Here is a 23695-nt window from a genome sequence, read left to right as displayed (position 1 = left end):
GGCGGCGCCCGCTTAAGTACGGCGGCTAAGGTGCGACGGCGTCCGGCTCCGTGCAAAACGGCGGCCCGCTCCAAACGGGCGCGCCGCCGTCGGTGTTCTGGTGTCAGCCGACAAGGGTCGTTTCGGGAATGCCCTTCGCCGGGGTTGCGGGTTCGTAGGTTTCGTCGAACGGCATGTCATCCAGCACCAGATGAGGGTTCCCATCCTGGCCGGCCACCAGTTCCCGGGCCTCCGCCACGGTGCCCACACTGGGCATGGACCCCGGCAGCGGTTTCTGCGCGGATTCCTTCAGGAAGTAAATGGCCACCGCCCCGATGGTGGACGTGGCCATCAGGTAATACGCCGGCATCATGTCGTCGTTGCTCAGCGTAATGAGTCCCTGCACGATGAACGGCGTGGTGCCGCCGAAGATGGCCACCGAGAAGTTGTACGCAATGCCCATTGCGCCGTAGCGGCTGGCGGTCGGGAAGAGCGCCGGCAGGGCGGAGGCCAGATTGGCCACGTAGAACGTGACCGGGAAGGCGACCAGGGCCAGTCCAAGCAGCGTTGACCAAACATCGCCAATGCCGATCAGCAGGAAGGCCGGCACGGCCAGTACGACGGTGCTGACAGCGCCTACCCACAACACGGGACGGCGTCCGACCCGATCGGAGAGCCGGCCGGTCAGCGGAATGCAGAGGGCCATGATGACCAGAACTGGGATGGTCAGCAGCGTGCCGTGGACCGGGTCATACCCCTTGGATTCGGTCAGATAAGTCGGCATGTAGGAGGTCAAGGCGTAGCCAACGGTGTTGGCGGCAGCGGCCAGGATCATGGCTAGCACAATCTGCCGCCAGTAGGCCTTGATGATGCCCATCGGGCCCTTGGACGCGGCCGCATCCCCGGCCTGGGCGTCCTTGGCGACAGCCTCCTGTGCATCCAGGGTGGCCTGGAACTGGGGGGACTCCTCGATTTTACTGCGGAAGTAGACGGCTATCAGGCCCAGCGGACCGGCCAGCAGGAACGGCAGGCGCCAGCCCCACTGCTCCATGGCGCCCTGTCCCAGTGTCAGCTGCAGTACGGAAACCAGCGCAGCACCGACGGCGAAGCCGATGTAGCTGCCCATGTCCAGGAAGCTGGCGAAGAAGCCGCGCCGCTTGTCCGGGGCGTATTCGCTGACGAAGGTCGTGGCGCCGGCGTACTCACCGCCGGTGGAGAATCCCTGGACGAGCTTGAGGAGCACCAGCAGCACGGCGGCCCAGATGCCGATTTGGGCATAGCCGGGCAACAGGCCGACCGCGAAGGTGGAAGCGGCCATGATCATCAGAGTCGTGGCGAGCACCTTTTGCCGGCCCACCTTGTCTCCGAACCAGCCGAAGATGACCCCGCCCAGCGGGCGCGCGATGAAGGTCGCGGCAAACGTGCCCAGCAAAAACAGCGTCTGGACGGATTTGTCCGATTCCGGTAGGAAAACCGGTCCCATGGTGGTGATGAGATAACCAAAAACACCTACGTCGTACCATTCCATGGTGTTTCCGACGATGGTGCCGCCGACGGCTTTTTTGAGCATCGGCTTGTCGACGATATTAACGTCACCGACGGCAAGGCGCCGGCGTTTTAGTCGTGGCAGACGCGCGGGACGCGTCTGCCTGGGTGTGTCCTGTACACCTGTAGTTGAGTCGTTCGAGCTTCGGTCTGTGGGCATTTGGTCAACTCTCGTGGAGGTCATTTGCTTGCGACTTGTAGCTGCCCCGCTCTGGGCAGACCTTCAATTTTACATGATTTCGGGCCATATCCCCAGACGCCGGGTTCACGCTGTGGTTGCCATCGGGGCGCCGGACAGGGCCCGGCCACCGGAGAACTACGCGTCGTGGTCTGTTTCGAGGATCTTCGCCAGCGTCTCGAGTGCCTGGTCGGCGCCGTCGCCCTCGGCCCTCAGCACGACCACGTCGCCGCATGCAGCGCCCAGCCCCATCAGCGAGAGGATGCTGGAGGCATCCAGTGCGTCCTCGGCCGGGTCGCCCTGCATGGCAATGCTGACCTCAACCGGAAGCTCCGCCGCGGCTTCGGCAAAGATGGCGGCCGGCCGGGCATGCAGTCCGACGCGGCTGGCGATGGTGGCGGTGCGTTCTGACATGATTTTCTCCTGATTAGGTAGGGGTTTGCTAAAGACCGAGCTGGTCGAGGACAGAGAGATGCTTCCGCACCGCGGACCGCGCCCCGGTGGCGCTTGCGGCGCCCAGTGCCAGTGCCGCGAGCTCCCGGGTCTGCTCCAGCGTGACGCTGCGCAGCACGGCGCTGACGGCCGGCAGCGCACGCGCCGTCATGGACAGCGTGCTGACGCCCAGGCCCACCAGTACGACGGCGAGCGCGGGATCAGCGGCTGCCTCACCGCAGACGCCCACCGGCTTTCCGGTGGCGCTGTCGCCGCCCGTACTCGTGCCGGCGCTGACCACGGCGCTGCCGCCGGCTGCTGCGCGTGCCGCCCCGGCGCCGTCGACCGTGGCTTTGACCAGCGCGAGGACCGCAGGCTGCCAAGGATCGTTCAGCGCGGCCAGCGGCCCCAGCTGCCTGTCCGCGGCCATGGTGTACTGCGTCAGGTCATTGGTGCCGATGCTGGCGAAACTGACCTCCTTCAGGACGTGCCGTGCGCTCAGGGCCGCGGCGGGGACTTCCACCATGACACCGGGCGTCTTCAGACCCGCGGCGGTGCAGAGTGCGGCGAAATCGGCAGCCTCTGCCGGGGTCGAAATCATCGGAGCCATCACCCAGACATCCGCGGCTGAATCCGCCGCCGCCGCACCGATCGCCTGCAGCTGACGCTCCAGAACTCCCGGGGAGGTGAAGTCCGTGCGGTACCCGCGGACCCCGAGGGCGGGGTTCGGCTCGCTGGCATCGGTCAGGAACGGCAGCGGCTTGTCCGCCCCGGCATCGAGGGTCCGGATCACCACCTTTTTTCCGGCGAAGGCATCAAAGACACCCTTGTAGGCGCTCACCTGCTCCTCGATCGACGGCTCCGTATCGCGGCCCAGGAAACAGAATTCCGTGCGCAACAGGCCCACACCCTCGGCCCCGGCGGCAGCGGCAGCCAATGCATCCTTCGCTCCGCCGACGTTGGCCAGCAACGGTACGGCCGTTCCGTCGGCCAACCGGCCCTGGCCGTCGAAGTCAGCCAGCACGGAAGCCCTGTCTTTCCACCGCGTGGCCTTGTCCTCGCGGGCGGCATCGGGCTCGGACGTGACCTCGCCGGCGGCGCCGTCCACGTAGACCGTGGTGCCGTCCGCCAGCTGGGTAACGCCCTGGGCGGCAACGACCGCCGGCAGCCCCAGCGCCCGGGCGATGATGGCCGTATGCGACTGGGGGCCACCTCCTGCCGTCACCAGGGCAAGCACCTTCTCCGGGTCCAGCGTGGCGGTATCCGCCGGCGCCAGATCCTCTGCCAGCAGGATAAACGGCACCGTCGAATCCGGGATGCCCGGGGCCGGCACACCGCGCAGGGCAGCGACAATCCGGGCCCGGACGTCCAGCACATCGTGGGAACGCTCGGCCATATAGCCGCCGAGGTTCAGCAGCATGGTGGCGACGCCGTCGCCCGCTTCCCAGATTGCGCGCTCGGCCGAGGCGCCCCCGTTGATCAGCTTGACCGCCGACTTGAGCAGCATCGGGTCGGCAGCCATCAGGGCCGTCGCCTCGAGCACGTCCTTTGCATCCCCGCTGGCCCGTGACCCGCGGTGCTTGAGCTCGGTCTGCACCGAGGCCGCCGCCGTACGCAGCGCCGTTGCGGCCTCCTCCGGAGTCGTTCCCGGGTCGAGACCTTCGCCGGCTGCGGGCGCAGGAACCGCGGGCGGCATCTGACGTACCGGTCCAATCACGCGGCCGGGAGTCACTCCGACTCCTTGAAATGTCCTCATGGCGTTACCCCCTACTGGCTGACCAGAACCGGTGCCGGGCCGGTTGCTGCAACAGTATCAACGGGCTTCCTTACGGCCCAGCGCTTCAGGGCCAAGACCGCCAACGCGGTGACCACCATCCCGGCCAGGATTGAAACGATGAACATCACCAGGTTGCCGATCGCGAAGAAAACGAAGATTCCCCCGTGTGGGGCCTGGGAGGTGACGCCGGTCGCCATGCACAGCGCCCCGGTGACAGCCCCGCCGAGCATGCTGGCAGGGATGACCCGCAGCGGATCCGCCGCGGCGAAGGGAATGGCACCTTCGGAGATGAAGGAGGCACCCAGCAGCCAGGCGGCCTTGCCGTTTTCGCGCTCGGCCAGGCTGAAGCGGCTCTTGTCCAGCGCCGTCGCCAGCGCCATGGCCAGCGGCGGAACCATGCCGGCGGCCATCACTGTTGCCATGATCTGCCACGGGGCCTGGTTGGTGACCGACCCGGCACCGAGGCCCGCTACAGCGAAGGAGTAGGCAACCTTATTGACCGGACCACCCAGATCGAAGCACATCATCAGGCCCAAAATGATACCGAGGACGACGGCGGAGGCGCCGGTCATCCCGGACAGCCAGTGGTTCAGGACCGTGGTGAACCACGCGATCGGCCCGCCCAGGACCAGGAACATCAGGCCCGAGGCCACGATCGAGGCCAGCAGCGGGATAATCACCACGGGCATCAGGCCCCGCAGCCAACGCGGTACGGGCCAGCCGCCGATCCAGTGCGCGATGAACCCGGCCAGCAGACCGCCCACCAGGCCGCCCAGGAAGCCCGCACCCATGAAACCGGCGACGGCGCCGGCGGTAAAGCCGGGCGCGATGCCCGGTCGGTCCGCGATGCCGAAGGCGATGTACCCGGCCAACGCCGGGACCAGGAAGGCGAGCGAGAGGCCGCCGATCTTAAAGGCAACGGCGCCCAGATAGATGGGCAGTCCGCCGTCGGGCAGGTTCGTGAGGCTGTTGGCCAGCACCACTTTGTCCGCGATGGTGCTGATGGTATATCCGCCGAGCAGGAAGCCCAGGGCAATCAGCAGCCCGCCGCCGGCCACAAATGGAATCATGTAGCTGACGCCGGTCAGCAGCGCCTTCTTCAGCTTCTGGCCGATGTGCTCGCCGGAGGCCTCCGCATCGTGTTCGGCCTGCTCCTCGGCGCCGAAATGCGGCACCCGGTGCGCGTTCGGATTGTCCGCTGCGGCCAGGGCCTCCTGGACCATTTTGGCCGGCTCGTCGATGCCGCGCTTCACCGGGGCGTTGATGACGGGTTGCCGGCAAAGCGCTCCTTGCCCCGCACGTCGACGTCGACGGCAAAGATCACGGCATCCGCGGCGGCGATAACGGCCGGGTCCAATGGTGTGACGGCGCCGGAGCCCTGGGTCTCCACCTGCAGTTCAATACCGGCCTCCTTCGCCGCGGCAACCAGCGAGTCGGCAGCCATGTAGGTGTGGGCGATTCCGGTGGGGCAGGCGGTGACGGCAACGAGGCGCTTTGGCCGCGCGGACGTCTGCGCTCCTGCGGCCGTCGCTGCCGACGCCGCCGTCGGCGTCGAGCCTGTTGCTGGCTTGTCCGCGATGGCGCCCTCGACCAGGGCCACGATCTCATCGGCGGACGATGCCGCTTGCAGGGCAGCGGTGAAGTCCTTTTTGATCAGCGATCGGGCCAGTTTGGAGAGCAGCCGCAGATGCTCCTGATCCGCCCCTTCGGGGGCGGCGATGAAAAAAATCAGGTCCGCGGGGCCGTCCTTGGCGCCGAAGGGGACGGCCGGAGCCAGCCGGGCCATGGCCAGCGTGGGCTCGATGACGGCGGTGGAACGGCAGTGTGGAATGGCAATTCCGCCGGGAACGCCTGTGGACGTCTTCTGCTCGCGGGCCAACGCATCGGCGTACAGTCCCTCAACTTCGCTCGCGCGGCCGGTGGACGCGATCTGCTCGGCGAGGTGGCGGATCACCGTGGCAGGTTCAGTGCCAAGATCGACGTCCAGGGTGACCAGTTCGGGGGTGATTAGTGCAGTCATTTCTTCAGTTCTCCTTGGCGTCAGCCAGGGCCGCAACGGTAACGGCAGAGGGATTGGTTTGGGAAAGCGCCGGGACGGTGGATCCCGGCAGGGATGCGGCAGCTGCCCCGTGGGCGACCGCCTGCTGCAGGCTTTGCGGGCCGGTGGCTCCGGCTGCTTGGCTCAGCAGATAGCCGGCGAGGGCGGAGTCGCCCGCGCCGACGGTGCTTTTGGCATTGATTTTCGGACTGCGGGCCAACCAGCCGCCCTCGGCGGTGACCAGCACCGCGCCCTTGGACCCCAACGTGGCCAGGACAGCACCCACGCCGGCGTCCACGAGCGTCCGTGCAGCCTTGGCGGCCAGCAGCGGATTGGCCTCCAGCATGTACGGATCCGGGAAACCGGTCAGCTCGGCCAGTTCCTCGGCATTGGGTTTAAGCAGGTCCGGCAGGGAATCCGCCGGCCCGGCCAGGGCTGCGGCCAGTGGCGCGCCGGAGGAATCGATGGCGATTTTGGGACCTGCTGTGCCGAATCTGGAACGCACATCGGCACTGAGCCGGGAGTAGAAATCGGCAGGGAGGCCCGGCGGCAGCGACCCCGCCAGGACCAGCCAGCTGGCCCCTTCAGAGTTTGCGGTCACCAGCTGTACCAGAGCGCGTTGCTGTTCTTCGTCCAGGACAGGTCCCGGCTCGTTGAGCTTGGTGGTGGTTCCGTCAGGCTCGGTGATGGCGATATTGCTGCGTAGCGGCACCCCCAGGTGCAGGCCCAGATGGGGGATCCGCAGAGCACGCAGCGCCACCAGCACGGCGTCATCGTGGTCGCCGGGCAGGAGCGCCAGGCAGTCAACTCCGGAAGCGGAAAGCACACGGGCAATGTTCACGCCCTTCCCGCCCGGCTCCTGATGTGCGGCCCCGGCACGCTGGACTTCACCGCGGACCAGCGGGGCCGTCAGCTCGATGGTCCGGTCAAGGCTGGGATTTGGAGTCAGGGTGACGATCATGCGATCACCAGCTCGACGTCGGCCGCGGTCAGAGCCGCCGCAAGGTCTTTGGCCGGTCGGGCATCGGTGATGAGAGTGTCAATTTCCCGCAGGGTCGCGAACCGCACCAGGGTTTCCTCGCCGAGTTTCGAGGAGTCGACCAGAGCCACCACGCGGCGGGCGGAGCGGACGATGGCCGTCTTGACGGCGGCTTCCATGCTGTCCGGAGTGCTGAGGCCGAAGTGCGCGTGGACTCCATTGGCGCCCACGAAGGCAATGTCCGGGCGGAGCGCTTCCAGGCGTTCACTGGCGGTGGCACCGACGATGGCACTGGTCAGGCCGCGGACCCGGCCGCCCAGGATCTCCAACTGCAGTTCGGGGTTGGCGGAGAGCCGGTGGGCGATCGGCAGGGCATTCGTAATGACCAGGAGGGCATCGCCGGGGCTTGCCGGGGCCCAATCGGTGAGCTGTTCGGCCAGCAGAGCGGTGGTCGTCCCGGAGTCGAGCAGGACCGACCCGGTACGGGTGGAGGGGATGAGGACCGCAGCCGCCGCGGCAATCCGGATTTTTTCTGCTAAATGCTGTGACTGGCGTTCGCCCAGGCTCGGCTCCGACATACTTAGCCGATCCAGTGCGACGGCGCCGCCGTGGACGCGCCGCAGACGCCGCGTATTTTCCAGTCCGGCGAGGTCCCGACGGACGGTTTCTGTGGTGATTTTGAATAAATCGGCGAGTTCGGCGACCGTCACCCGGCTGCGGGCGGCGACCAGTTCGGCGATCTTTTCCTGCCGCTCTTCGGCAAACATCGGGCCTCCAGGGTGTCGTGACGAGCATCACAAAGATGTTGGTTTCATTGACTTTATCTGTGTTTCTCTTCGTTTGTCAAGCAATACCAACAAAACACAGATAGTATCCTTGGGGCCTTGGGGCCTGGGGCCTTGGGGCGCGGGAGGGCGTAGGTTTTAGGTTCTTCGGTGTCAGAGTTTCACCGGTTTAAGTGCCACAGCCGAGGGGGTCCGCCGCGCGCACCCCCTCGGGTTCACAGCCGCCGGGCGTTACGCTTTAACCAGCAACCGAGGTCAGGGGTACAGATGGCGAAGCAGCTGAAATTAAAGGGGCGCGGCAAAGCGAATCCGGCCGTGCGGATAGCCACCGAGGCGGCGTTCGATACGCAGGGCAATCCCAAACCCGCCGTTGCAAAGGCACTGCTGCGGGCCGTGGACGTCCAGCGGCCGCTGGTGCTGGCTAATCTGCGCCGACTCCGGCACAAACATCCGCACGCTTCAACGGCGCAGCTCAGTGCCATGTTGGAACGGGATTTCCTCAGAACGGTTTCGGGCGGAGGCGCCGCGATCGGTGCCGCCGCGATAGTTCCGGGACTGGGGACGGTGGCCTCGCTGTCCATTTCGGCGGCCGCAACCGTGGCCTTTCTGGAGACGACCGCACTTTACGCACAGTCCGTGGCGGAGCTTCACGGGGTGCGCTTGGCGGATCCGGAACGGGCTCGGACCACGGTGATGGCGATCATGCTGGGCGAGGAAGGCACCTCAATGGTCCAGGGCCTGACCGGGCATATGCTCGGAACGGGTCAGACTCCGATGAAGGCGTGGGGACTGGTTGTGGGTAAGGGCATGCCGACGTCGGCCGTGAAGAACGTCGGCGTGCAGCTTCAGAAGCGTTTTTTGAAGAAGCTGCTGCTCCGTGAGGGAACGGCCTGGCTCGGGCGGGCCGTTCCGTTCGGCATCGGGGCTGTGATCGGTGGCGGCGGGAACCTGATCATGGGCCGCGCCGTCGTCGCGGCCACGCGGAAGGCGTTCGGCCCTGCACCGTTGATTTTCCCGGCGGACCTCCACATTGAACTGGAGCGCCCCAGGGGGCGCAGGGTCCGGAATATTGGCCCTTCCGCCCCGGCTGGGGCCTCCCGCCGTCGTCTGTCATTACCGCACCTGGGCCGAAAGGACAGCGGACAAAGTTCTCAACGGTGACCGTCGCGGGACCTGACCGCCCGGGTTGCTGGGCGACCGGCGCCGCTCCGGCGCGGAACGTCGGCTACCGGAAGATCAGCGTCGCAACAGCGAAGATGACGAGCCCGGCCAGCGCTCCGACAACGGTGCCGTTGATCCGGATGAACTGCAGATCCTTCCCCACCTGAAGCTCAATCTTCTGCGAGGTTTCCACCGCGTCCCAGCGTTCCACGGTGTCGGTGATGACGGAGGCGATCTCATGCCGGTAAGTCTTCACAAGGTACGACGCTGCATCGCCGATCCAGGCATTGATCTTGCCGGCCAGTTCCGGATCCTCCACCAGGCGCGTGCCGAAATCACGGACCGCCGCCGTGAACTTGATCCGCAGCTCGCTCTGCGGGTCATCAACCGCGGTCAGCAGCGCGGTCTTGACGGTCTCCCAGGTCCGACCGGCGAGCTCACGGACCCGCGGATCATCCAGGATCTGTTCCTTGATGGCATCCGCCCGGGCAATCATGGCCGGATCATATTGGAGGTCCTGGGCGAGATTCTTCAGATACATGTCCAGCTGCAGCCTGACCTGGTGCTGTGGATTCGTCTGCACGGCGCGCACAAACTTGTACAGCTCCGTGTAGACCTTGTCCCCGACCAGTCCGTCCACGAACGTCGGCACCCAAACGGGGGAGCGGTCCGACACCAGTGAACTGATGACCTCGTGGTTGTGGTCCACCCAGTCCGAGGCGGTGTCCACCAGCAGATCGACGAGCTGGTGGTGGTGGCCGTCGTCGAAAATCCGTTCCGCCATCCGGCCCACAGGCGGCCCCCATGGCGGATCCACCAGATGCTTGCGGACCATCGATTCGATCACGTCACGAACGTCCTCGTCCTTGAGGATTTTCATCGCTCCGCGGATGGCGGCGGAGCCCTCGGTCGCGATCCGCTCGGCGCTGGCCGGTTTGGACAGCCAGGCACCGACCTTCTGTGCGATCCCCATGCTCGCCAGTTTTTCCTGCACCACCGTTTCGGAAAGGAAATTTGTCTCCACAAAGTCGCCCAGACTGGCGCCGATGGCGTCCTTGCGGTTGGGAATGATCGCGGTGTGCGGGATCTTGATGCCCATCGGGTATTTGAACAGGGCCGTGACCGCGAACCAGTCCGCCAGCGCACCGACCATGCCACCCTCGCTGGCCGCCCGCACGTATTCCAGCCACGGGTACTGCCGCTGCAGGGCAAAGGACACGGTGAAGATGACGGCCATCAGGATCAGCAGCGAGAGCGCCAGGGTCTTCATTCGGCGCAGCGCAGCGGCCTTTTCGGCATCGGTGCCGGCAGCGGGCCGACGCGCGACGGCGGGACCGGTGCCATTCTCCGGCGGAACATGCGCGGAATTGGACCCTGCGGGTTGGGACTGATCGGTGAGCGCCATCATCTAAGCGTAGGTTAAGCTGCCGGTTACCGCCCTTGCTGCCCGGAAGGCAGGATGAACGGCAGGCATGAAACAGCAGCGATGGAATACCGTGGTGCCATGACGCCACTGATCTACGCGCACCGCGGCTCAAGCGCCCGTTTCGCCGAGCATACCCGGGCCGCGTATCTGCAGGCAATTGCCGACGGGGCCGATGGAGTTGAGTGCGATCTGCAGCTGACGTCGGACGGCGAGCTCGTGCTGCTGCACGACCGCACATTGGACCGCACGTCCAACGGGTCCGGCCCGGTAGCGCAATGGACGCTCGCGGAGCTGCGCTCGCTGGATTTCTGCTCCTGGAAGGGCGCACGTATTCCGGCCGGGTATGGGGGGGCCAGCGATCAGCTGCTCACGTTCGGGGAGCTGCTGGATATCCTCCGCGGCGCCGGGAGGGACATAGGGCTCGCTGTGGAGTTCAAATATTCAGGCACGGCGCAGTGTCCGGCGAAGCTGGTGGATAGGACCCTGGAAGTTCTGCGGCTGCGGGGCTGGCTGCCAGGGCCGTCCACGGCCGGAAACATTTTGCTCTCGTTCATGAGCTTCAATCCCCGGGCCATGGAATATCTGGCCGGGACGGTCCCGGCGCGCCATCTGTGCCAGCTGATTGCCGGTATTGCGGATGCCGACGTCGATGCGGTTGCCGCCGCAGATCCGGGCATTGATGCCCAGGCGTTTGCGCAGGCGGCGCTCGCCGAGGGAGAACGGCTGCTCGACGACGGCGTGGCAGGGATCGCTGGGCCCGGGCTGGCCTACGTGCGTGACCACGCGGACCGGATCGGGCGCTGGTCAGACGCGGGGATCAGGTTCCGCGTCTGGACCGTGGACGAACCCGACGACGTCCGGTTCTGTGCCGGACTGGGCATTGAGGAGATCACCACTAACGCGCCGGCACAGGCGCGCGCCGTCCTGTCCGGCTCCTGATCTGACCCGGCCGCCTGGACCGGCCCGGGAGGGAAACGTCTGCCGGATGTGATTGCATGGATTCATGGCATCACGCATCGAGGATTACGCGTTACTTTCGGATCTGCACACCGGACCGCTGGTCTCCCCCACCGGCAGCGTTGACTGGCTCTGCTTCCCGCGTTTTGATTCCCCCTCGCTCTTCGGCGCCCTGGTGGGTACGGAAGAGAATGGCCGCTGGCTGTTGGCGCCCTTGGCGGCGGACGCCGTCGTGGTGCGCCGCGGCTACGTTGACGGCACCTTTGTGCTGCAGACCGACTGGCACGCGGACGGCGGCAGCGTCCGCGTCACCGAGTTCATGCCGGTGGGCGACAGGCGCGCCTCGCTGGTCCGCCGTGTGGAAGGACTCAGCGGCAGTGTGCGGATGCACCAGGAAATCAAGATCCGTTTCGGTTACGGCACGGTGCTCCCGTGGATGAGCCGGATGCCCGATGCGGAAGGCAACCAGGTGCTGCTCGCGGTGGCCGGGCCGGACGCATTGGTGCTGCGCGGGGACGTGCTGCCGGTGGCCGCGGACCACAAGCACAGCGGGGAATTCATCGTTGCCGCAGGGCAGACCGTGGATCTGGAGCTGACTTGGTATCCCTCGCACCGGCAGGTTCCCCCCGGCATTGAGGTGGACGTGGCGCTCGCTGAAACCCTCAGGTATTGGTCCGAATGGGCGGCAGCATGCACCCTGGATGGCGCGTACGCCCCTGCCGTGAAACGGTCGCTACTGGTGCTGCGGGCGCTGACACACGAGGACACGGGCGGCATTGTCGCCGCTCCCACCACCTCGCTGCCCGAGAATTTCGGCGGCGCACGCAACTGGGATTACCGGTTCTGCTGGCTGCGCGACGCCGCGCTGACACTGCAGGCGATGCTGACCCACGGGTACGCGGACGAGGCCATGCACTGGCGGAACTGGTTGCTGCGCGCGGTGGCAGGGGATCCGGAGGACCTGCAGATCATGTACGGACTTTCCGGTGAGCGGGACCTGACCGAAATGGAACTGCCGCACCTGCCGGGCTATGAAGATTCCGCGCCGGTGCGGATCGGCAACGGCGCCGTGAGGCAGTATCAGGCCGACGTTGTGGGCGAGGTGATGGTGGCGTTGGAGAAGCTGCGGCTGGCCGGCGGTGCCGAGGACCACTTTTCCTGGCCCCTGGAGCGCGCCCTGCTCGGCTTTGCGGAGAAGCACCTTGAGAGGAAGACAACGGCATCTGGGAGATGCGGGGAGAGCCGAAATATTTCACGCATTCCCGCGTGATGATGTGGGCGGCCTTCGATTCCGCTGTCCGGGCAGTCCTTGACCATGGCATGACCGGGCCGGTAAAGCGCTGGAAGGAACTGCGTGACCGGCTGCGGGAAGAAATCCTTACCCACGGTTTCAACGCGGAGCTTAACACGTTCACGCAGACGTACGGGGGCACGCATACCGATGCCTCCCTGCTGTGCATTCCGCAAGTGGGCTTTCTGGCGTACGACGACGACAAAATGTTGGGCACGGTGGTGCGCCTTGAGCAGGAGCTGCTTGATGCGTCCGCCCCCGACGCGCTGCTGCTGCGCTACCGCACGGACACCGGGGTGGACGGACTGGAACCCGGGGAACACCCCTTCCTGGCGTGCTCCTTCTGGCTGGTGGAGCAGTATGCGCGCAGTGGGCGCGTTGACGATGCCGGCGGGCTGATGGACGCCCTGGTGGGCCTGTCCAACGAGCTCGGGCTCCTCAGCGAGGAGTACGCGGTCTCCGAAGGCCGGATGGCGGGCAACTTCCCGCAGGCTTTCTCGCATCTGGCACTGGTCCGCGCGGCCGACGCCCTGCACGGTGTGGACCGGCTGAGCCTGGTCTCTGCCGGGCACGGAGCGCGGGGGTGAAAACGGTTCGGATCAACTACCCGGTCCTGGGACTCGCGGCGGTGCTGGGGGCCAGCACCGTGGCACACCTGCGCAATCCGGGATTTTTTTACGCAGTGGTCCCGCCGGCGCTGTGCACGGATGCCGGTAGCCGTTGCGGCGTGATGAGCCGGGACGAATGGGTGGCGCTGAGCGCGATACCGGAAGCGGCCGCCGCCGTCGGGCTCCTGATCCCGGCGACGCGCAAGGTTGCCGCGACGGCCACCGCGGTGATGTTCGGCGCCTTCACCGCCGGTCACATCACCGCTCTGCAGCGCGCCTTCGGATTGGGAGGAACGCCGCGCGGGAGGCTGATCCATGCGGTCCGGTTGCCGCTTCAAGTGCCCCTGATACTGTGGGCGTGGCGGCTGCGCCGGGCCTGATGACCTTTCTGAAATCGCCTGCTGTCCGCGTTGGCGTGTCCATCAGTATCGCTACCGGGCTGTACGGCATCTCCTTCGGGGCGCTATCCGTGACGTCGGGGCTGGACTTCTGGCAGACGATGGCGCTGAGCCTGTTGCTGTTCAGCGGAGGGTCACAGTTTGCCTTCATCGGTGTGCTCAGCGGGGGCGGCAGCGGCCTTGCGGCCATGAGCGCTGCGGCGCTGCTGGGGATCCGTAACGGTGTGTACGGCATGCAGCTTAACGCGCTGCTGCGCCCGCGCGGCATGCTCAAAATTGCCGCAGCTCAGCTGACCATCGACGAATCCGCGGCGACCGGCACCGGACAAACCGACCTGCTGGAGCAGCGCCGCGGATTCTGGGTCGCCGGAATTGGCGTGTTTGTCCTCTGGAACGTCTTCACCGCCGGCGGCGCATTGGTCGGCGACGCCCTGGGTGACCCGAAGCACTGGGGCCTGGACGGGGCCGCCGTCGCCGCATTTCTGGGCCTGCTCTGGCCACGTATCAAAGCACGGCAGCCCGCGGTGATAGCCGGCGTCTGTGCCGTCGCTACCTTGCTGACCGCTCCGTTTGTTCCTCCTGGCATACCCATTCTGGTCGCCGCGGTCGTGGCCGGACTGATCGGCTGGTTCCGGCACGGGCACGAGCACGACGGCATGGAACCCGACGTGGAACCGTACGCCCACGACGCCGCGGCACACGGGCAAGCCGAACGGTTCGGACGCGGCCACGACGACGGCGCAGCGGAAGGCGCATCATGAATCTGTGGCCATGGATCCTGCTCTCGGCGGCACTGGCCTTCGGAACGAAGCTGCTCGGATATCTGGTGCCCGCTAAGGTGCTGGCCAATCCGCGGATGTCACGGGTTGCGGGCACCCTAACCATTGGACTGCTGGCTGCGCTGACGGTGCTGAACGCCGCGGTCAGCGGCCAGCACCTCGTGACCGACGCGCGCTTGGGCGCGCTGCTGGCCGCCGCCGTCGCCCTCCGGTTCAAGGCGCCGTTTCTGGTGGTGGTGCTGGTCGGAGCCGGCGCCGCGGCGGGTCTGCGCCTCCTCGGCTGGGCCTGAACTGCTGGCCACGGGCTCCAGGTTCAGTTGTGCCACGGGCTCCGGTCAATAGCCGGGTTGCCGTTACGGCGGCGGCGGGTTCTGCCCATACGGCTGCGGGTAGCCCCCGTAAGCGAGCATCTGGGGATCGCGGTAGGACGGACCCAGGTAGCGCGCATCGCCGAAGGACAGTATGCCGGCAAAGACCCACGGCAGGAAGACCAGACCCACGGTGAAGGCGCTGTCCTTGCCGAAGGATTTGGAGACGTTGTTGAGGATCAGTACCTGCCAGTAAATGCCGGCATACGGGATGAGCGTCAGCCAGAAATCGGACTCCCTGCGGCCGCCGATTTTGGCTAGCACCCAGGTGTTGTAGAACGGCACAAAGCCGGCCCAGCCGGGATAGCCGGCCTTCCGGAACACGCCCAGCCAGGCAATTCCGTAGGCGGCGTAGAACACGAGGAAGACGACCAACTCGAGCATGAGGACCAGCAAAAGCACGCCCATCATGGCGGCGAAATCGGAACCATTGCTCGTCCTGGCCACAGCCATGGCCAGCGGGAAGGGATGCATGGGTATGACCCTACGCGAGCTCTCCGCATGTCCTCAATGGATGGCCGCCGGGGATAAGGAAGGTGCCTTCCAGGCCGGCTCCGTAGACTGGTTTGGTGTGATGGGGGAAAATGGGAGTGACAGGGGCGTGCTTGCAGCCCGCCGGAGTCCTGTTTTGGAGGAGACAACCGATGAAAATTGAAATTGAGCCCTACAGCTGCGTCAGCAGCGGCAACTGCATCATCGCCGCGCCTCTGGTGTTTGATCAGGATCCCGAGGATGGCCGGGTCATGTTGAAGACGGACGAGCCACCGGAAGAGCAGCGCGGCAACGTCGACAAGGCCATTTTCCTGTGCCCGGCGCAGGCCATCGAGTGGGCGGAAGAGGACTGAAACGATGCTTGTTGCCTTCTCCGTAGCCCCGTCGGGAACGCCAATGCACGGCGCGCCGACTGTCCTCACCGGCAGTTCGGCCGGCCCCGTGCCCGATACTGACGGCACGGCCGACGACGGGTCCGTCCACAGTGCCGTAGCAGCCGCCGTGAAGGTGGTCAGGGAATCCGGCCTCCCCAATCACACCGATTCCATGTTCACCACCATCGAAGGCGACTGGGACGAGGTGATGGAGGTCGTTAAGCGCGCGACGGAGGCCGTCGGGGCGTTCGGCAGCAGGGTCTCGTTGGTGCTGAAGGCCGATATCCGTCCGGGACACAGCGGCGAACTGACCGGCAAGGTGGACCGTTTGGAACGGGCACTCAAGAACATCTGAGGTGCGCAAAGCAGGGCCCTGACCCGCGGAGGACCTCCATGTTCAGCACCTGCGATGCCGGCTAGGCTGTGGCCATGGTTGACCATCAGGCTCAAGACGGCTGGCTCCAGGTGGAGGACTTTCTGTCCGGGACACTGGTGAAAGGGGACGATGCGCTGGACCAGGCCGTCAGCACCGCGCGCCGGGCCGGGATGCCTCCGATCGAGGTGGCGCCGACGGCAGGCAAACTCCTGATGCTGCTGGCGTGGTTCAGCGGTGACGGGCAGCGGTGACCTGTGAATACTCACCCGGGCACGCCGCCGTCGCCCGCCGGAACATTGAACGCGCCGGCGCAGCACACAAGGTGAGCATTCGGGTGGGCCCGGCGCTGGCACCCGGAAACGGATCCTGACGCGGCCGCCATCCGGGCTTCGCTGGAATTCATCGGAGCCAGCCCGGCGCTGGAGGGAACGGCGATCCAGACGGCTGGATCCAAGGGCTGGGACGGCTTCGCCATCGCCGCCGGCTCCTGAGCCCCACGCCTGCCGGCAACGCGGACACTGGTGGGGCAGATCTCCCCATTACCCCCGTTACTCGACGTAGCCGATCTCGCGGTGAAATCGGCTAACCTTTCCTGATGACCACTGAACCCGCCCGCGCCCCCGCAACGGGCGCCAACGCAGCCGGAGGACGGCGCTGATGGGGAGGCAACGGACGCCCAAGGCTGGCGTTGAGTCGCCGTCCGGTGGCTCCGGGGGACCGGCCGCGGGGACCTATGAGATCGATACCGGACGGGCCGAGCTGATCCCGGACGGCGACAACCCCAACGGCTGGCTGCTCAAACTCAACGGCGTGCAGAGCTCACACGTGGATCTGGCGGATCCGTTGCGGCTGGATTTTGAATATATGCGCTGGATCATGGCCCTGGTTCAAAGCCGCTGGCCGGTCCCCTCCGGGTGGTCCAGGGACAAACTCCGCGCGCTGCATCTGGGCGGGGCCGCCTGCTCCATGGCACGTTATCTGGTGGCCGTGTATCCGGAATCACGCAACGTCGTGGTGGAAATCGATGCGAAACTGGCGGAATATGTACGCAGCTGGTTCGATCTGCCTCGTGCGCCGCTGTTGAAAATCCGGGTCGGTGAGGCGCGGCTGGTCACCGAATCGCTGGCGGACGCGAGTCGCGACCTGATCATCCGGGATGTCTTCGCCGGTGCATTCACGCCGAAACCGCTCACCACCGCGGAGTTCATCGGCCAGGTCCGACGGGTTCTGGCCCCCGGGGGGGTATACGTCGTCAACTGCGGGGATGCCCCGGCATTGACCCTGGCGCGCCGCGAGGCGGCGACCATCAGCGGTGCGTTCCAGCACACGGCGGCCATTGCTGATCCGGCCATGCTGAAGGGCCGGCGCTACGGCAATATCATCATTGCCGGCAGCGACTCGCCGCTGGGCCAAAGTCCGACGCTGCCCCGGGAGCTGCTGGCCGGCGCAGTACCGGCCCACCTGTGGAACGACTCCCAGGTGCGCAGCTTCGGGCGAACGGCACAGGTACTGACGGACAAATCTGCCCCCTGATCCGGCGTCTGCTGCACCGTTCCCGGCCATAATGGGGCCATGGACAGCCGGCGGACTCCCCAAACTCCAAGTCCGGGAGGCGCTGAACTGCGCTGGTACCGGCGGGCGGCCAGCACCGCGGTTCTCTGGCTCCAACGCGTCTTTGCCTTCGTCAGCACGCTGTTTGTCGGCTGGGCCATTTACTGGCTCCTGCTCGCAGAGATCGACGACGGCGGCCGGCAGCTTTGGGGTTTCCTGGCCATCTGGGTGCTGGCCTCCTACATCCTGCTACCACGGCTGAACCGGATCCTCGCCCGGATCTATGTCCCGGACTATTTCATCGGCAGGATCCGGACTGTTGACGGGCTGCTCGGTGACCCGGTCAACCTGGCGGTAATCGGCGCGCCGGAGGAACTGCAGGCCGCCATGCTTGCGGCAGGCTGGACGGAGGCGGACCCGGTCACCCTCGGGAGCAGCAGGCACATCATCCGGGCGTCGCTGCTGCGCCGCAGCTATCCCTCCGCACCGGTCAGCCCGCTTTTCGTTTTTGGACTTAAACAGACGCTGGCGTTCGAACAGCAGGTGCACGGGAGCCCCTCCCAGCGCCACCATGTGCGGTTCTGGTCGTGTCCGCCGGGCTGGAAACTGCCCGGCGGCTTCGACGTTAATCTGGTCGGGGCAGCGACATTCGACAGGAAGGTGGGCCTTTCCTTGTTTACCTTTCAAATCACCCACAAAATAGCCGAGAACACCGATCAGGAACGCGATCGTGTGGTCGCCGCGCTGCGGAGCGTTAACGCCATGGTCTACACCGTGCGCCACTTCTCCACCGGCTATCACAGCCGCAACGGCGGTGGCGATGCCATCGAGACCGATGGAGATCTGCCGATTGTCTATGTGGGAGCGCCGTCGGGCGCCACCTGTTCGGTCACGGACTGTGCGACAAGTACCACATCGTGTCGCGCCCCCCGGGACGCCGGCCCGGACGTCCTTAAAGGTGAGGTTCCATGGCGCTCCCCGCCCGCTACGCCGTCGTCGTCACTTTCTCCCGTTCAACGACCACCGGCAGAGGCGCGGTTTCGTCAACCAGCTCTGCTCTCTCCAGGCCCCGGCTGGCGGACGTTGAGCCCCCCTGCTCAGCGTGGAAGTAGCTGCTTGCATCTGCATACCTAACATCTGTGGAAAATGTGCCGCTACCCAGCTCACCACGGACGATGACCCTGTGATCACACTCACGGGGCATCGGTGTCTGTGATGAGAGACGCGCGGCGAGGGGGACTGTTTGTGCCCGGTATCTGGTATTCCAGACGCTCCAGTGGTTCCATTGTTCTGATGGGACGGACCGGGCGGGGGAGGCTTGGGTACGGTATCCCGGACAGCCGGTCCCCTTCGGCTCCACTTTCCACGTTAGGGCTTTTCCACAGTGAGGACTTCATGAGCGGCACAGCCAAAGCAGCATCCAAGGTTCCGGCGGCCGAAAACACCCTGCGGATTCTGAAACTTCTGGCCTCCAAGCGCGGGCCGTTGGCGGCATCCACCATCGCCACCGCCCTGGATCTGCCGCGCTCCAGTGTCTATCACCTGCTCGGGGTGATGGAACAAAGCGGTTTTGTGCTCCATCTGCATGAGGAGCAACGCTACGGGCTGGGCATCAGTGCCTTTGAGCTCAGCAGCGCGTATTCCCGCCAGGAGCCATTGTCCCGGCTGGGACGTCCGATGCTGGCGTCCCTGGTTGACGTGATCGGCGAGAGTGCGCACCTGGCCGTCCTGCACGGGCGTGATGTGCTGTACGTCGTGGAGGAACGTGCTAAGAACCGGCCCTCGCTGGTGACCGATGTTGGGGTCCGGCTGCCGAGCCACCTGACCGCGAGCGGCAGGGCCATTTTGGCCGCTCTGCCGAAGTCCCAGGTGCGGGCGCTGTATCCGAATGCGGCCGCTTTCAGCAGCCGCACCGAAACAGATTCCCCGATTTTGAAGTATTCGGCGCTGCAGTCCCACCTGGATCAGGTGCGGCAGCGCGGCTACGCCACCGAAAACGGAGAGGTCACTGCCGGGTTCGGGTCCGTGGCCGCCGCCGTCACGGACCACGTCGGCTGGCCGACGGCGGCAGTGGCCGTGACCTTTTTGGAGGAGAAGGTCCCGGCCGACCGGTGGCCCGAGTTGGCCCGGCGGGTGCAGAAGGTGGCGGACGATCTCTCGCACCGGATCCACGGCCGCCCCTCAGTCTGACCCGCTCGGGGCCTGAATGGAGCATCCCTTGCACGGCGGGTCTGGAGTCTGGGATACCGGACGACTCCCGTGGAAAATTCCTTGGTGTGCGCCTCCTCACGTTGTTTGATTGATACATAAGACTTTTTCTTCCCCCAACACAGTTTTAGGAGTCGAGATGGCACAGGATCGCAGAGGCGTCGATTTTTCCCAGGGCGCCCGTCCGGTGAAGGCCCCGCGCGGCACCGAGCTGACGGCGAAGAGCTGGCAGACGGAAGCTCCGTTGCGCATGCTGATGAACAACCTGGATCCGGAGGTTGCGGAGCGCCCTGATGATCTGGTGGTCTACGGTGGCACCGGCCGCGCCGTCCGCAGCTGGGACGCCTTCGACGCGATCACGCGCACCCTCACCACGCTGGAAAAGGATGAGACGCTCCTGGTCCAGTCCGGTAAGCCGGTGGGTGTCTTCCGCACCAACGAGTGGGCGCCCCGCGTCCTGCTGGCCAACTCGAATCTGGTCGGCGACTGGGCGAACTGGCCGGAATTCCGCCGCCTCGAGGCCGAGGGCCTGATGATGTACGGCCAGATGACCGCCGGCTCCTGGATCTACATCGGCACACAGGGCATTCTGCAGGGTACCTACGAAACCTTCGCCGCCATTGGCGCCAAGAAGTTCGCAGCCCAGGGAGGCACCCTCGCGGGCACGCTGACCTTGACCGGCGGCTGCGGTGGTATGGGCGGCGCCCAGCCGCTGGCCGTCACCCTCAACGGTGGCGCCTGCCTGATTGTCGACGTCGACGAGACGCGCCTGCGCCGTCGTGCCGGCAAGCGCTACCTCGACGACGTCGAAACGGACCTGGATGCCGCAGTCGCCAAGGTGCTCGCCGCGAAGGAGGAAAAGCGGCCGCTGTCGGTCGGCTATGTCGGCAACGCCGCCGAGGTGTTCCCTGAGCTGCTGCGTCGGCACAAGGCCGGTGAACTGACGATTGACATTGTCACGGATCAGACCAGCGCACATGATCCGCTCAGCTACCTCCCCGAGGGTATCGCGATGGATGAATGGCAGCGTGAGGCCGGTGCGGATCCGGACGGATTCACCAAAAAGGCCCAGACGTCGATGGCCAACCAGGTGCAGGCGATGGTGGAATTCCAGGATGCCGGCGCCGAGGTCTTTGACTACGGCAACTCGATCCGCGACGAGGCGCGCAAGGGCGGCTACAACCGGGCGTTCGAATTCCCCGGGTTCGTACCCGCCTACATCCGCCCGCTCTTTTGCGAGGGTATGGGGCCGTTCCGCTGGGTGGCCCTGTCCGGCGATCCGGAGGACATCCGCGTCACCGACGAGGCGCTCAAAGAGCTCTTCCCGGACAACGCCCATCTGCACCGCTGGCTCGATGCTGCGCAGAAGCATGTGGAATTCGAAGGTTTGCCGGCCCGCATCTGCTGGCTTGGTTACGGCGAGCGGGCCAAGGCCGGCGTGCTGTTCAACAAACTGGTGGCCGATGGCAAGGTCAAGGCACCCATCGTGATCGGCCGTGACCATTTGGATTCCGGGTCCGTGGCCTCCCCCTACCGCGAAACCGAAGCGATGGCGGACGGCTCGGATGCCATTGCCGACTGGCCGCTGCTGAATGCACTTCTCAACACCGCGTCCGGAGCCACCTGGGTCTCCATCCATCACGGCGGCGGCGTGGGAATCGGCCGGTCCATCCACGCCGGCCAGGTCTCCGTCGCCGACGGCACCGAACTGGCCGGGCAGAAACTGGAACGCTTGTTGACTAACGATCCGGGCATGGGCGTGATCCGGCACGCCGACGCCGGCTACGACCGTGCCATCGAGGTGGCCCAAGAGCGCGGCGTCCGCATCCCGATGTCCGAAGGCAAATAACCCCGTCGAGGGAGCACCTGGTGCTCGCTCGATCGGCGGAACCACCACACAACGCAGAAGGTAAGTAATCATGACGACAGAAGTTCTCGAAACCCGCGAAGTGCTGCTCTCCGGTGCCGGCGTCACGCTGGAAGACGTTATCGCCGTCGCCCGCCACGATGCCAAGGTGACCATCACACAGGAAGCGTTGGACGCCGTTGCCAAGGTCCGCGCCCACATCGATCGGCTGGCGCATTCGGATGTTCCGGCCTACGGCATCTCCACCGGCTTTGGCGCACTTGCCAACCGGCACATTCCGGCGGATATGCGGACCCAGCTGCAGAAATCGCTGATCCGCAGTCACTCGGCGGGCATGGGACCGGCGGTGGAGCGTGAGGTGGTCCGGGCGCTGATGTTCCTGCGCGCCAAGACGCTCGCCTCCGGCCGCACCGGCATCCGTCCGGTCGTGGTGCAGACCATGGTGGACGTGCTGAACGCTGGGATCACCCCTGTGGTCCGCGAGTTCGGCTCACTGGGCTGCTCGGGAGACCTGGCCCCGCTCTCGCATTGCGCGCTGGTGCTGATGGGCGAGGGCGAGGCAACCGGACCGGACGGGACGCTCTTCGGCGGCTCCGGGCGACCGGTCTCGGACCTGTTGGCCGGGGCCGGGATTGAGCCGGTGGTGCTGGCCGAGAAGGAGGGCCTGGCGCTGGTCAACGGCACGGACGGCATGCTGGGCATGCTGCTGATGGCCATCGCGGACCTGCGTGAACTGCTGGCGACGGCGGACATCACCGCGGCGCTGTCGGTGGAGGGCCTGCTGGGGACGGACCAGGTGTTCCTGCCGGAGCTGCATGCGGCCCTTCGCCCGCATCCGGGGCAGGCGGCGAGCGCGGACAATATGTTCCGCGTCCTCTCCGGCTCGGCGATTGTTGCCTCGCACCGTGTCGGGGACAGCAGGGTCCAGGACGCCTACTCGCTGCGCTGCGCACCCCAGGTCGCTGGTGCCGCCCGGGACACCGTGGACCATGCCTACCTGGTGGCCACGCGTGAGCTTGCCGCCACCATCGACAATCCCGTAGTGCTGCCGGACGGGCGTGTGAGCTCCAATGGTAACTTCCATGGCGCACCCGTGGCCTACGTTTTGGACTTCCTGGCCATCGTTGCCGCGGATGTCGCCTCGATTGCAGAGCGCCGCACGGACCGGATGCTGGATCCGGCCCGCTCGCACGGTTTGCCCGCGTTCCTGGCCGGCGACCCGGGCGTTGATTCCGGCTTGATGATCGCCCAGTACACGCAGGCGGGCCTGGTTTCGGACAGCAAACGGCTGGCCGTCCCGGCCTCGGTCGACTCCATTCCGAGCTCGGCAATGCAGGAAGACCATGTGTCGATGGGCTGGCACGCGGCCCGCAAGCTGCGCCGTTCCGTGGAGAACCTGCGCCGCGTCCTGGCCATCGAGCTGGTGACGGCGGCGAGGGCCATCGATATGCGCGCCCCGCTGCAGCCGGGACCGGCCGCCGCCGCGGTGCTTGCGGTACTGCGGGGGAGCGTGGCCGGCCCCGGCGCCGACCGGTTCCTCTCCCCTGAGCTGGAGGAAGCAGACCGGTTGGTCGCTGCGGGTGCCATCCGCGCCGCCGCGGAGTCCGTTGTCGGCCCGCTCAACTAACACCCGGACCGAAAGCAGCGGCCTGACCCGACGCCGCGCTCTGCCGCTACTGCCGGCGGAGTGCGGCGCCCCGCCATCATCGTGCCCGCAACGAAGGAGTTGCCTCATGACAGACCCAACTGATGCCACCGGGCAGGATCGCGTGGCAGCGGCGGACTGCACCACGCTGATCCCGGGAGCGGAAGCCTCGAAGGAGCCCTCGATGGCAGGGGCGAAGTTAAAGAGCTGGGCCTGCTTGGTGATCGGTGAAAGCGTTGAAATCGTCAGGGGTGCCGAGGTGGTCTGCGCCGGCTATGTCGACGATGTTTCGCTCAGCGGGAACGTCCTCTGGATCGGGCCCTTTGGCTCCTCAGACCGCCTGCTGTTCGTGGCCGACGACGGCGTCCGCGTGCGCCGGATGCAGTGACCTTTAAGGCGCCCTTATTTCGGGCGGCGGGGATGACCGAAACTACGGCGCCTGCCGCGGGGACCGGCTCAAAGGTAGGCTGCCTGGGCACCC

Annotated in this window: 22 protein-coding genes and 2 pseudogenes; 15 read left to right on the top strand and 9 right to left on the bottom strand. The window is 66.1% G+C overall.

From position 1 onward, the window contains the following. Positions 1–103: 103 nt before the first annotated feature. The 6 genes and pseudogenes from QMG52_RS02230 to QMG52_RS02205 all read right to left on the bottom strand — a co-directional run bounded on the left by QMG52_RS02230 (position 104) and on the right by QMG52_RS02205 (position 7695). Positions 104–1684 (bottom strand): MFS transporter, encoded by a 1581-nt coding sequence (locus QMG52_RS02230; RefSeq protein ID WP_283558794.1) that lies wholly within the window; start codon positions 1682–1684, stop codon positions 104–106. 156 nt (positions 1685–1840) lie between these two features. After that, on the bottom strand, positions 1841–2116 hold the full coding sequence (locus QMG52_RS02225; protein WP_283558793.1) for an HPr family phosphocarrier protein: 276 nt from the start codon (positions 2114–2116) through the stop codon (positions 1841–1843). A gap of 28 nt (positions 2117–2144) precedes the next feature. Next, the gene (locus QMG52_RS02220) at positions 2145–3890 is read right to left on the bottom strand and encodes a putative PEP-binding protein (RefSeq protein WP_283558792.1); all 1746 of its coding nucleotides are present in this window, start codon (positions 3888–3890) and stop codon (positions 2145–2147) included. A gap of 11 nt (positions 3891–3901) precedes the next feature. Further along, a pseudogene (locus QMG52_RS02215) lies at positions 3902–5931 on the bottom strand (PTS fructose transporter subunit IIABC). Positions 5932–5935: 4 nt separating this feature from the next. Further along, positions 5936–6910, bottom strand: coding sequence for a 1-phosphofructokinase family hexose kinase (locus QMG52_RS02210; RefSeq protein WP_283558791.1), 975 nt, complete (start codon positions 6908–6910; stop codon positions 5936–5938). Continuing rightward, entirely contained in the window at positions 6907–7695 is a 789-nt protein-coding gene (locus QMG52_RS02205; RefSeq protein ID WP_283558790.1) for a DeoR/GlpR family DNA-binding transcription regulator, read from the bottom strand. Before QMG52_RS02205 ends, QMG52_RS02210 begins: the two co-directional genes overlap by 4 nt. A 285-nt stretch (positions 7696–7980) precedes the next feature. Between QMG52_RS02205 and QMG52_RS02200 the strand changes: the two genes are divergently transcribed. Next, positions 7981–8874, top strand: coding sequence for a hypothetical protein (locus QMG52_RS02200; protein ID WP_283558789.1), 894 nt, complete (start codon positions 7981–7983; stop codon positions 8872–8874). Between the two features lie 64 nt (positions 8875–8938). Here QMG52_RS02200 and QMG52_RS02195 read toward each other — a convergent pair whose 3' ends face one another. After that, the gene (locus QMG52_RS02195; protein WP_502920429.1) at positions 8939–10282 is read right to left on the bottom strand and encodes a DUF445 domain-containing protein; all 1344 of its coding nucleotides are present in this window, start codon (positions 10280–10282) and stop codon (positions 8939–8941) included. A 51-nt stretch (positions 10283–10333) separates the two neighbouring features. Between QMG52_RS02195 and QMG52_RS02190 the strand changes: the two genes are divergently transcribed. From QMG52_RS02190 to QMG52_RS02170, 5 genes and pseudogenes are all read left to right on the top strand, one after another. Continuing rightward, positions 10334–11239: a glycerophosphodiester phosphodiesterase gene (locus QMG52_RS02190; protein WP_283558788.1), complete on the top strand. Its 906-nt coding sequence runs from the start codon at positions 10334–10336 to the stop codon at positions 11237–11239. Positions 11240–11303: 64 nt separating this feature from the next. Further along, positions 11304–13135, top strand: a pseudogene (locus tag QMG52_RS02185) (glycoside hydrolase family 15 protein). Then, positions 13132–13536 carry a DoxX family protein gene (locus QMG52_RS02180; RefSeq protein ID WP_283558787.1) on the top strand — a complete coding sequence of 135 codons (405 nt, stop codon included), beginning with the start codon at positions 13132–13134 and terminating at the stop codon, positions 13534–13536. The pseudogene QMG52_RS02185 and the gene QMG52_RS02180 overlap by 4 nt, the downstream one beginning before the upstream one ends. Further along, complete coding sequence (locus QMG52_RS02175) at positions 13536–14315, top strand: AzlC family ABC transporter permease (protein WP_283558786.1); 780 nt, start codon at positions 13536–13538, stop codon at positions 14313–14315. Before QMG52_RS02180 ends, QMG52_RS02175 begins: the two co-directional genes overlap by 1 nt. After that, complete coding sequence (locus QMG52_RS02170; protein ID WP_283558785.1) at positions 14312–14623, top strand: AzlD domain-containing protein; 312 nt, start codon at positions 14312–14314, stop codon at positions 14621–14623. The genes QMG52_RS02175 and QMG52_RS02170 overlap by 4 nt, the downstream gene beginning before the upstream one ends. 63 nt (positions 14624–14686) lie before the next feature. Here the strand turns inward: QMG52_RS02170 and QMG52_RS02165 are convergent, their stop codons facing one another. Then, a complete protein-coding gene (locus QMG52_RS02165; protein ID WP_283558784.1) occupies positions 14687–15175 on the bottom strand; it encodes a DUF5684 domain-containing protein in 489 nt (162 codons plus the stop codon). 170 nt (positions 15176–15345) lie between these two features. Here QMG52_RS02165 and QMG52_RS02160 point away from each other — a divergent pair, with 170 nt between their 5' ends. From QMG52_RS02160 to QMG52_RS21865, 3 genes are all read left to right on the top strand, one after another. Further along, positions 15346–15546 (top strand): ferredoxin, encoded by a 201-nt coding sequence (locus tag QMG52_RS02160; RefSeq protein ID WP_283558783.1) that lies wholly within the window; start codon positions 15346–15348, stop codon positions 15544–15546. A 4-nt stretch (positions 15547–15550) separates the two neighbouring features. Continuing rightward, positions 15551–15922, top strand: coding sequence for a thiamine-binding protein (locus tag QMG52_RS02155; RefSeq protein ID WP_283558782.1), 372 nt, complete (start codon positions 15551–15553; stop codon positions 15920–15922). Between the two features lie 74 nt (positions 15923–15996). Further along, positions 15997–16194, top strand: a complete 198-nt coding sequence (locus QMG52_RS21865; RefSeq protein WP_349361641.1) for a hypothetical protein — start codon at positions 15997–15999, stop codon at positions 16192–16194. 11 nt (positions 16195–16205) lie between these two features. On the opposite strand, the gene QMG52_RS21860 is transcribed toward QMG52_RS21865, so the two are convergent. Next, entirely contained in the window at positions 16206–16418 is a 213-nt protein-coding gene (locus QMG52_RS21860; RefSeq protein ID WP_349361640.1) for a hypothetical protein, read from the bottom strand. A 182-nt stretch (positions 16419–16600) separates the two neighbouring features. On the opposite strand from QMG52_RS21860, the gene QMG52_RS02145 reads away from it, so the two are divergent. The 6 genes from QMG52_RS02145 to QMG52_RS02120 all read left to right on the top strand — a co-directional run bounded on the left by QMG52_RS02145 (position 16601) and on the right by QMG52_RS02120 (position 23602). Further along, a complete protein-coding gene (locus QMG52_RS02145; protein ID WP_283558781.1) occupies positions 16601–17476 on the top strand; it encodes a spermidine synthase in 876 nt (291 codons plus the stop codon). A gap of 39 nt (positions 17477–17515) precedes the next feature. Next, the gene (locus tag QMG52_RS02140) at positions 17516–18628 is read left to right on the top strand and encodes an LssY C-terminal domain-containing protein (protein WP_283558780.1); all 1113 of its coding nucleotides are present in this window, start codon (positions 17516–17518) and stop codon (positions 18626–18628) included. 261 nt (positions 18629–18889) lie between these two features. Further along, positions 18890–19684, top strand: coding sequence for an IclR family transcriptional regulator (locus QMG52_RS02135; RefSeq protein WP_283558779.1), 795 nt, complete (start codon positions 18890–18892; stop codon positions 19682–19684). A gap of 157 nt (positions 19685–19841) precedes the next feature. Beyond that, entirely contained in the window at positions 19842–21551 is a 1710-nt protein-coding gene (gene hutU, locus QMG52_RS02130) for a urocanate hydratase (RefSeq protein WP_283558778.1), read from the top strand. A 70-nt stretch (positions 21552–21621) separates the two neighbouring features. Beyond that, positions 21622–23196, top strand: coding sequence for a histidine ammonia-lyase (gene hutH, locus QMG52_RS02125; RefSeq protein ID WP_283558777.1), 1575 nt, complete (start codon positions 21622–21624; stop codon positions 23194–23196). A 106-nt stretch (positions 23197–23302) separates the two neighbouring features. Further along, positions 23303–23602, top strand: a complete 300-nt coding sequence (locus QMG52_RS02120) for a hypothetical protein (protein WP_283558776.1) — start codon at positions 23303–23305, stop codon at positions 23600–23602. The last annotated feature ends 93 nt before the right edge of the window (positions 23603–23695 follow it).

The organism is Paenarthrobacter sp. PH39-S1, from assembly GCF_030063245.1.
In the GTDB taxonomy this organism is placed as follows: domain Bacteria; phylum Actinomycetota; class Actinomycetes; order Actinomycetales; family Micrococcaceae; genus Arthrobacter_M.
Note: the sequence above shows the minus strand (reverse complement) of the source record. Positions and strands in the feature narration are given on the sequence as shown.

What these genes read in the sequence shown, in the direction of transcription:
- QMG52_RS02135 (WP_283558779.1), top strand. Translation starts at nt 18,890, where the DNA reads ATGAGCGGCACAGCCAAAGCAGCATCCAAGGTTCCGGCGGCCGAAAAC.
- QMG52_RS02205 (WP_283558790.1), bottom strand. Translation starts at nt 7,695, where the DNA reads ATGTTTGCCGAAGAGCGGCAGGAAAAGATCGCCGAACTGGTCGCCGCC.
- QMG52_RS02225 (WP_283558793.1), bottom strand. Translation starts at nt 2,116, where the DNA reads ATGTCAGAACGCACCGCCACCATCGCCAGCCGCGTCGGACTGCATGCC.
- QMG52_RS02145 (WP_283558781.1), top strand. Translation starts at nt 16,601, where the DNA reads ATGGGGAGGCAACGGACGCCCAAGGCTGGCGTTGAGTCGCCGTCCGGT.
- hutH (WP_283558777.1), top strand. Translation starts at nt 21,622, where the DNA reads ATGACGACAGAAGTTCTCGAAACCCGCGAAGTGCTGCTCTCCGGTGCC.
- QMG52_RS21860 (WP_349361640.1), bottom strand. Translation starts at nt 16,418, where the DNA reads ATGGCGAAGCCGTCCCAGCCCTTGGATCCAGCCGTCTGGATCGCCGTT.
- QMG52_RS02175 (WP_283558786.1), top strand. Translation starts at nt 13,536, where the DNA reads ATGACCTTTCTGAAATCGCCTGCTGTCCGCGTTGGCGTGTCCATCAGT.
- QMG52_RS02200 (WP_283558789.1), top strand. Translation starts at nt 7,981, where the DNA reads ATGGCGAAGCAGCTGAAATTAAAGGGGCGCGGCAAAGCGAATCCGGCC.
- QMG52_RS02155 (WP_283558782.1), top strand. Translation starts at nt 15,551, where the DNA reads ATGCTTGTTGCCTTCTCCGTAGCCCCGTCGGGAACGCCAATGCACGGC.
- QMG52_RS02170 (WP_283558785.1), top strand. Translation starts at nt 14,312, where the DNA reads ATGAATCTGTGGCCATGGATCCTGCTCTCGGCGGCACTGGCCTTCGGA.
- QMG52_RS02160 (WP_283558783.1), top strand. Translation starts at nt 15,346, where the DNA reads ATGAAAATTGAAATTGAGCCCTACAGCTGCGTCAGCAGCGGCAACTGC.
- QMG52_RS02230 (WP_283558794.1), bottom strand. Translation starts at nt 1,684, where the DNA reads ATGCCCACAGACCGAAGCTCGAACGACTCAACTACAGGTGTACAGGAC.
- QMG52_RS02210 (WP_283558791.1), bottom strand. Translation starts at nt 6,910, where the DNA reads ATGATCGTCACCCTGACTCCAAATCCCAGCCTTGACCGGACCATCGAG.
- QMG52_RS02120 (WP_283558776.1), top strand. Translation starts at nt 23,303, where the DNA reads ATGACAGACCCAACTGATGCCACCGGGCAGGATCGCGTGGCAGCGGCG.
- QMG52_RS02195 (WP_502920429.1), bottom strand. Translation starts at nt 10,282, where the DNA reads ATGATGGCGCTCACCGATCAGTCCCAACCCGCAGGGTCCAATTCCGCG.
- QMG52_RS02190 (WP_283558788.1), top strand. Translation starts at nt 10,334, where the DNA reads ATGAACGGCAGGCATGAAACAGCAGCGATGGAATACCGTGGTGCCATG.
- QMG52_RS02140 (WP_283558780.1), top strand. Translation starts at nt 17,516, where the DNA reads ATGGACAGCCGGCGGACTCCCCAAACTCCAAGTCCGGGAGGCGCTGAA.
- QMG52_RS02165 (WP_283558784.1), bottom strand. Translation starts at nt 15,175, where the DNA reads ATGCATCCCTTCCCGCTGGCCATGGCTGTGGCCAGGACGAGCAATGGT.
- QMG52_RS21865 (WP_349361641.1), top strand. Translation starts at nt 15,997, where the DNA reads ATGGTTGACCATCAGGCTCAAGACGGCTGGCTCCAGGTGGAGGACTTT.
- hutU (WP_283558778.1), top strand. Translation starts at nt 19,842, where the DNA reads ATGGCACAGGATCGCAGAGGCGTCGATTTTTCCCAGGGCGCCCGTCCG.
- QMG52_RS02220 (WP_283558792.1), bottom strand. Translation starts at nt 3,890, where the DNA reads ATGAGGACATTTCAAGGAGTCGGAGTGACTCCCGGCCGCGTGATTGGA.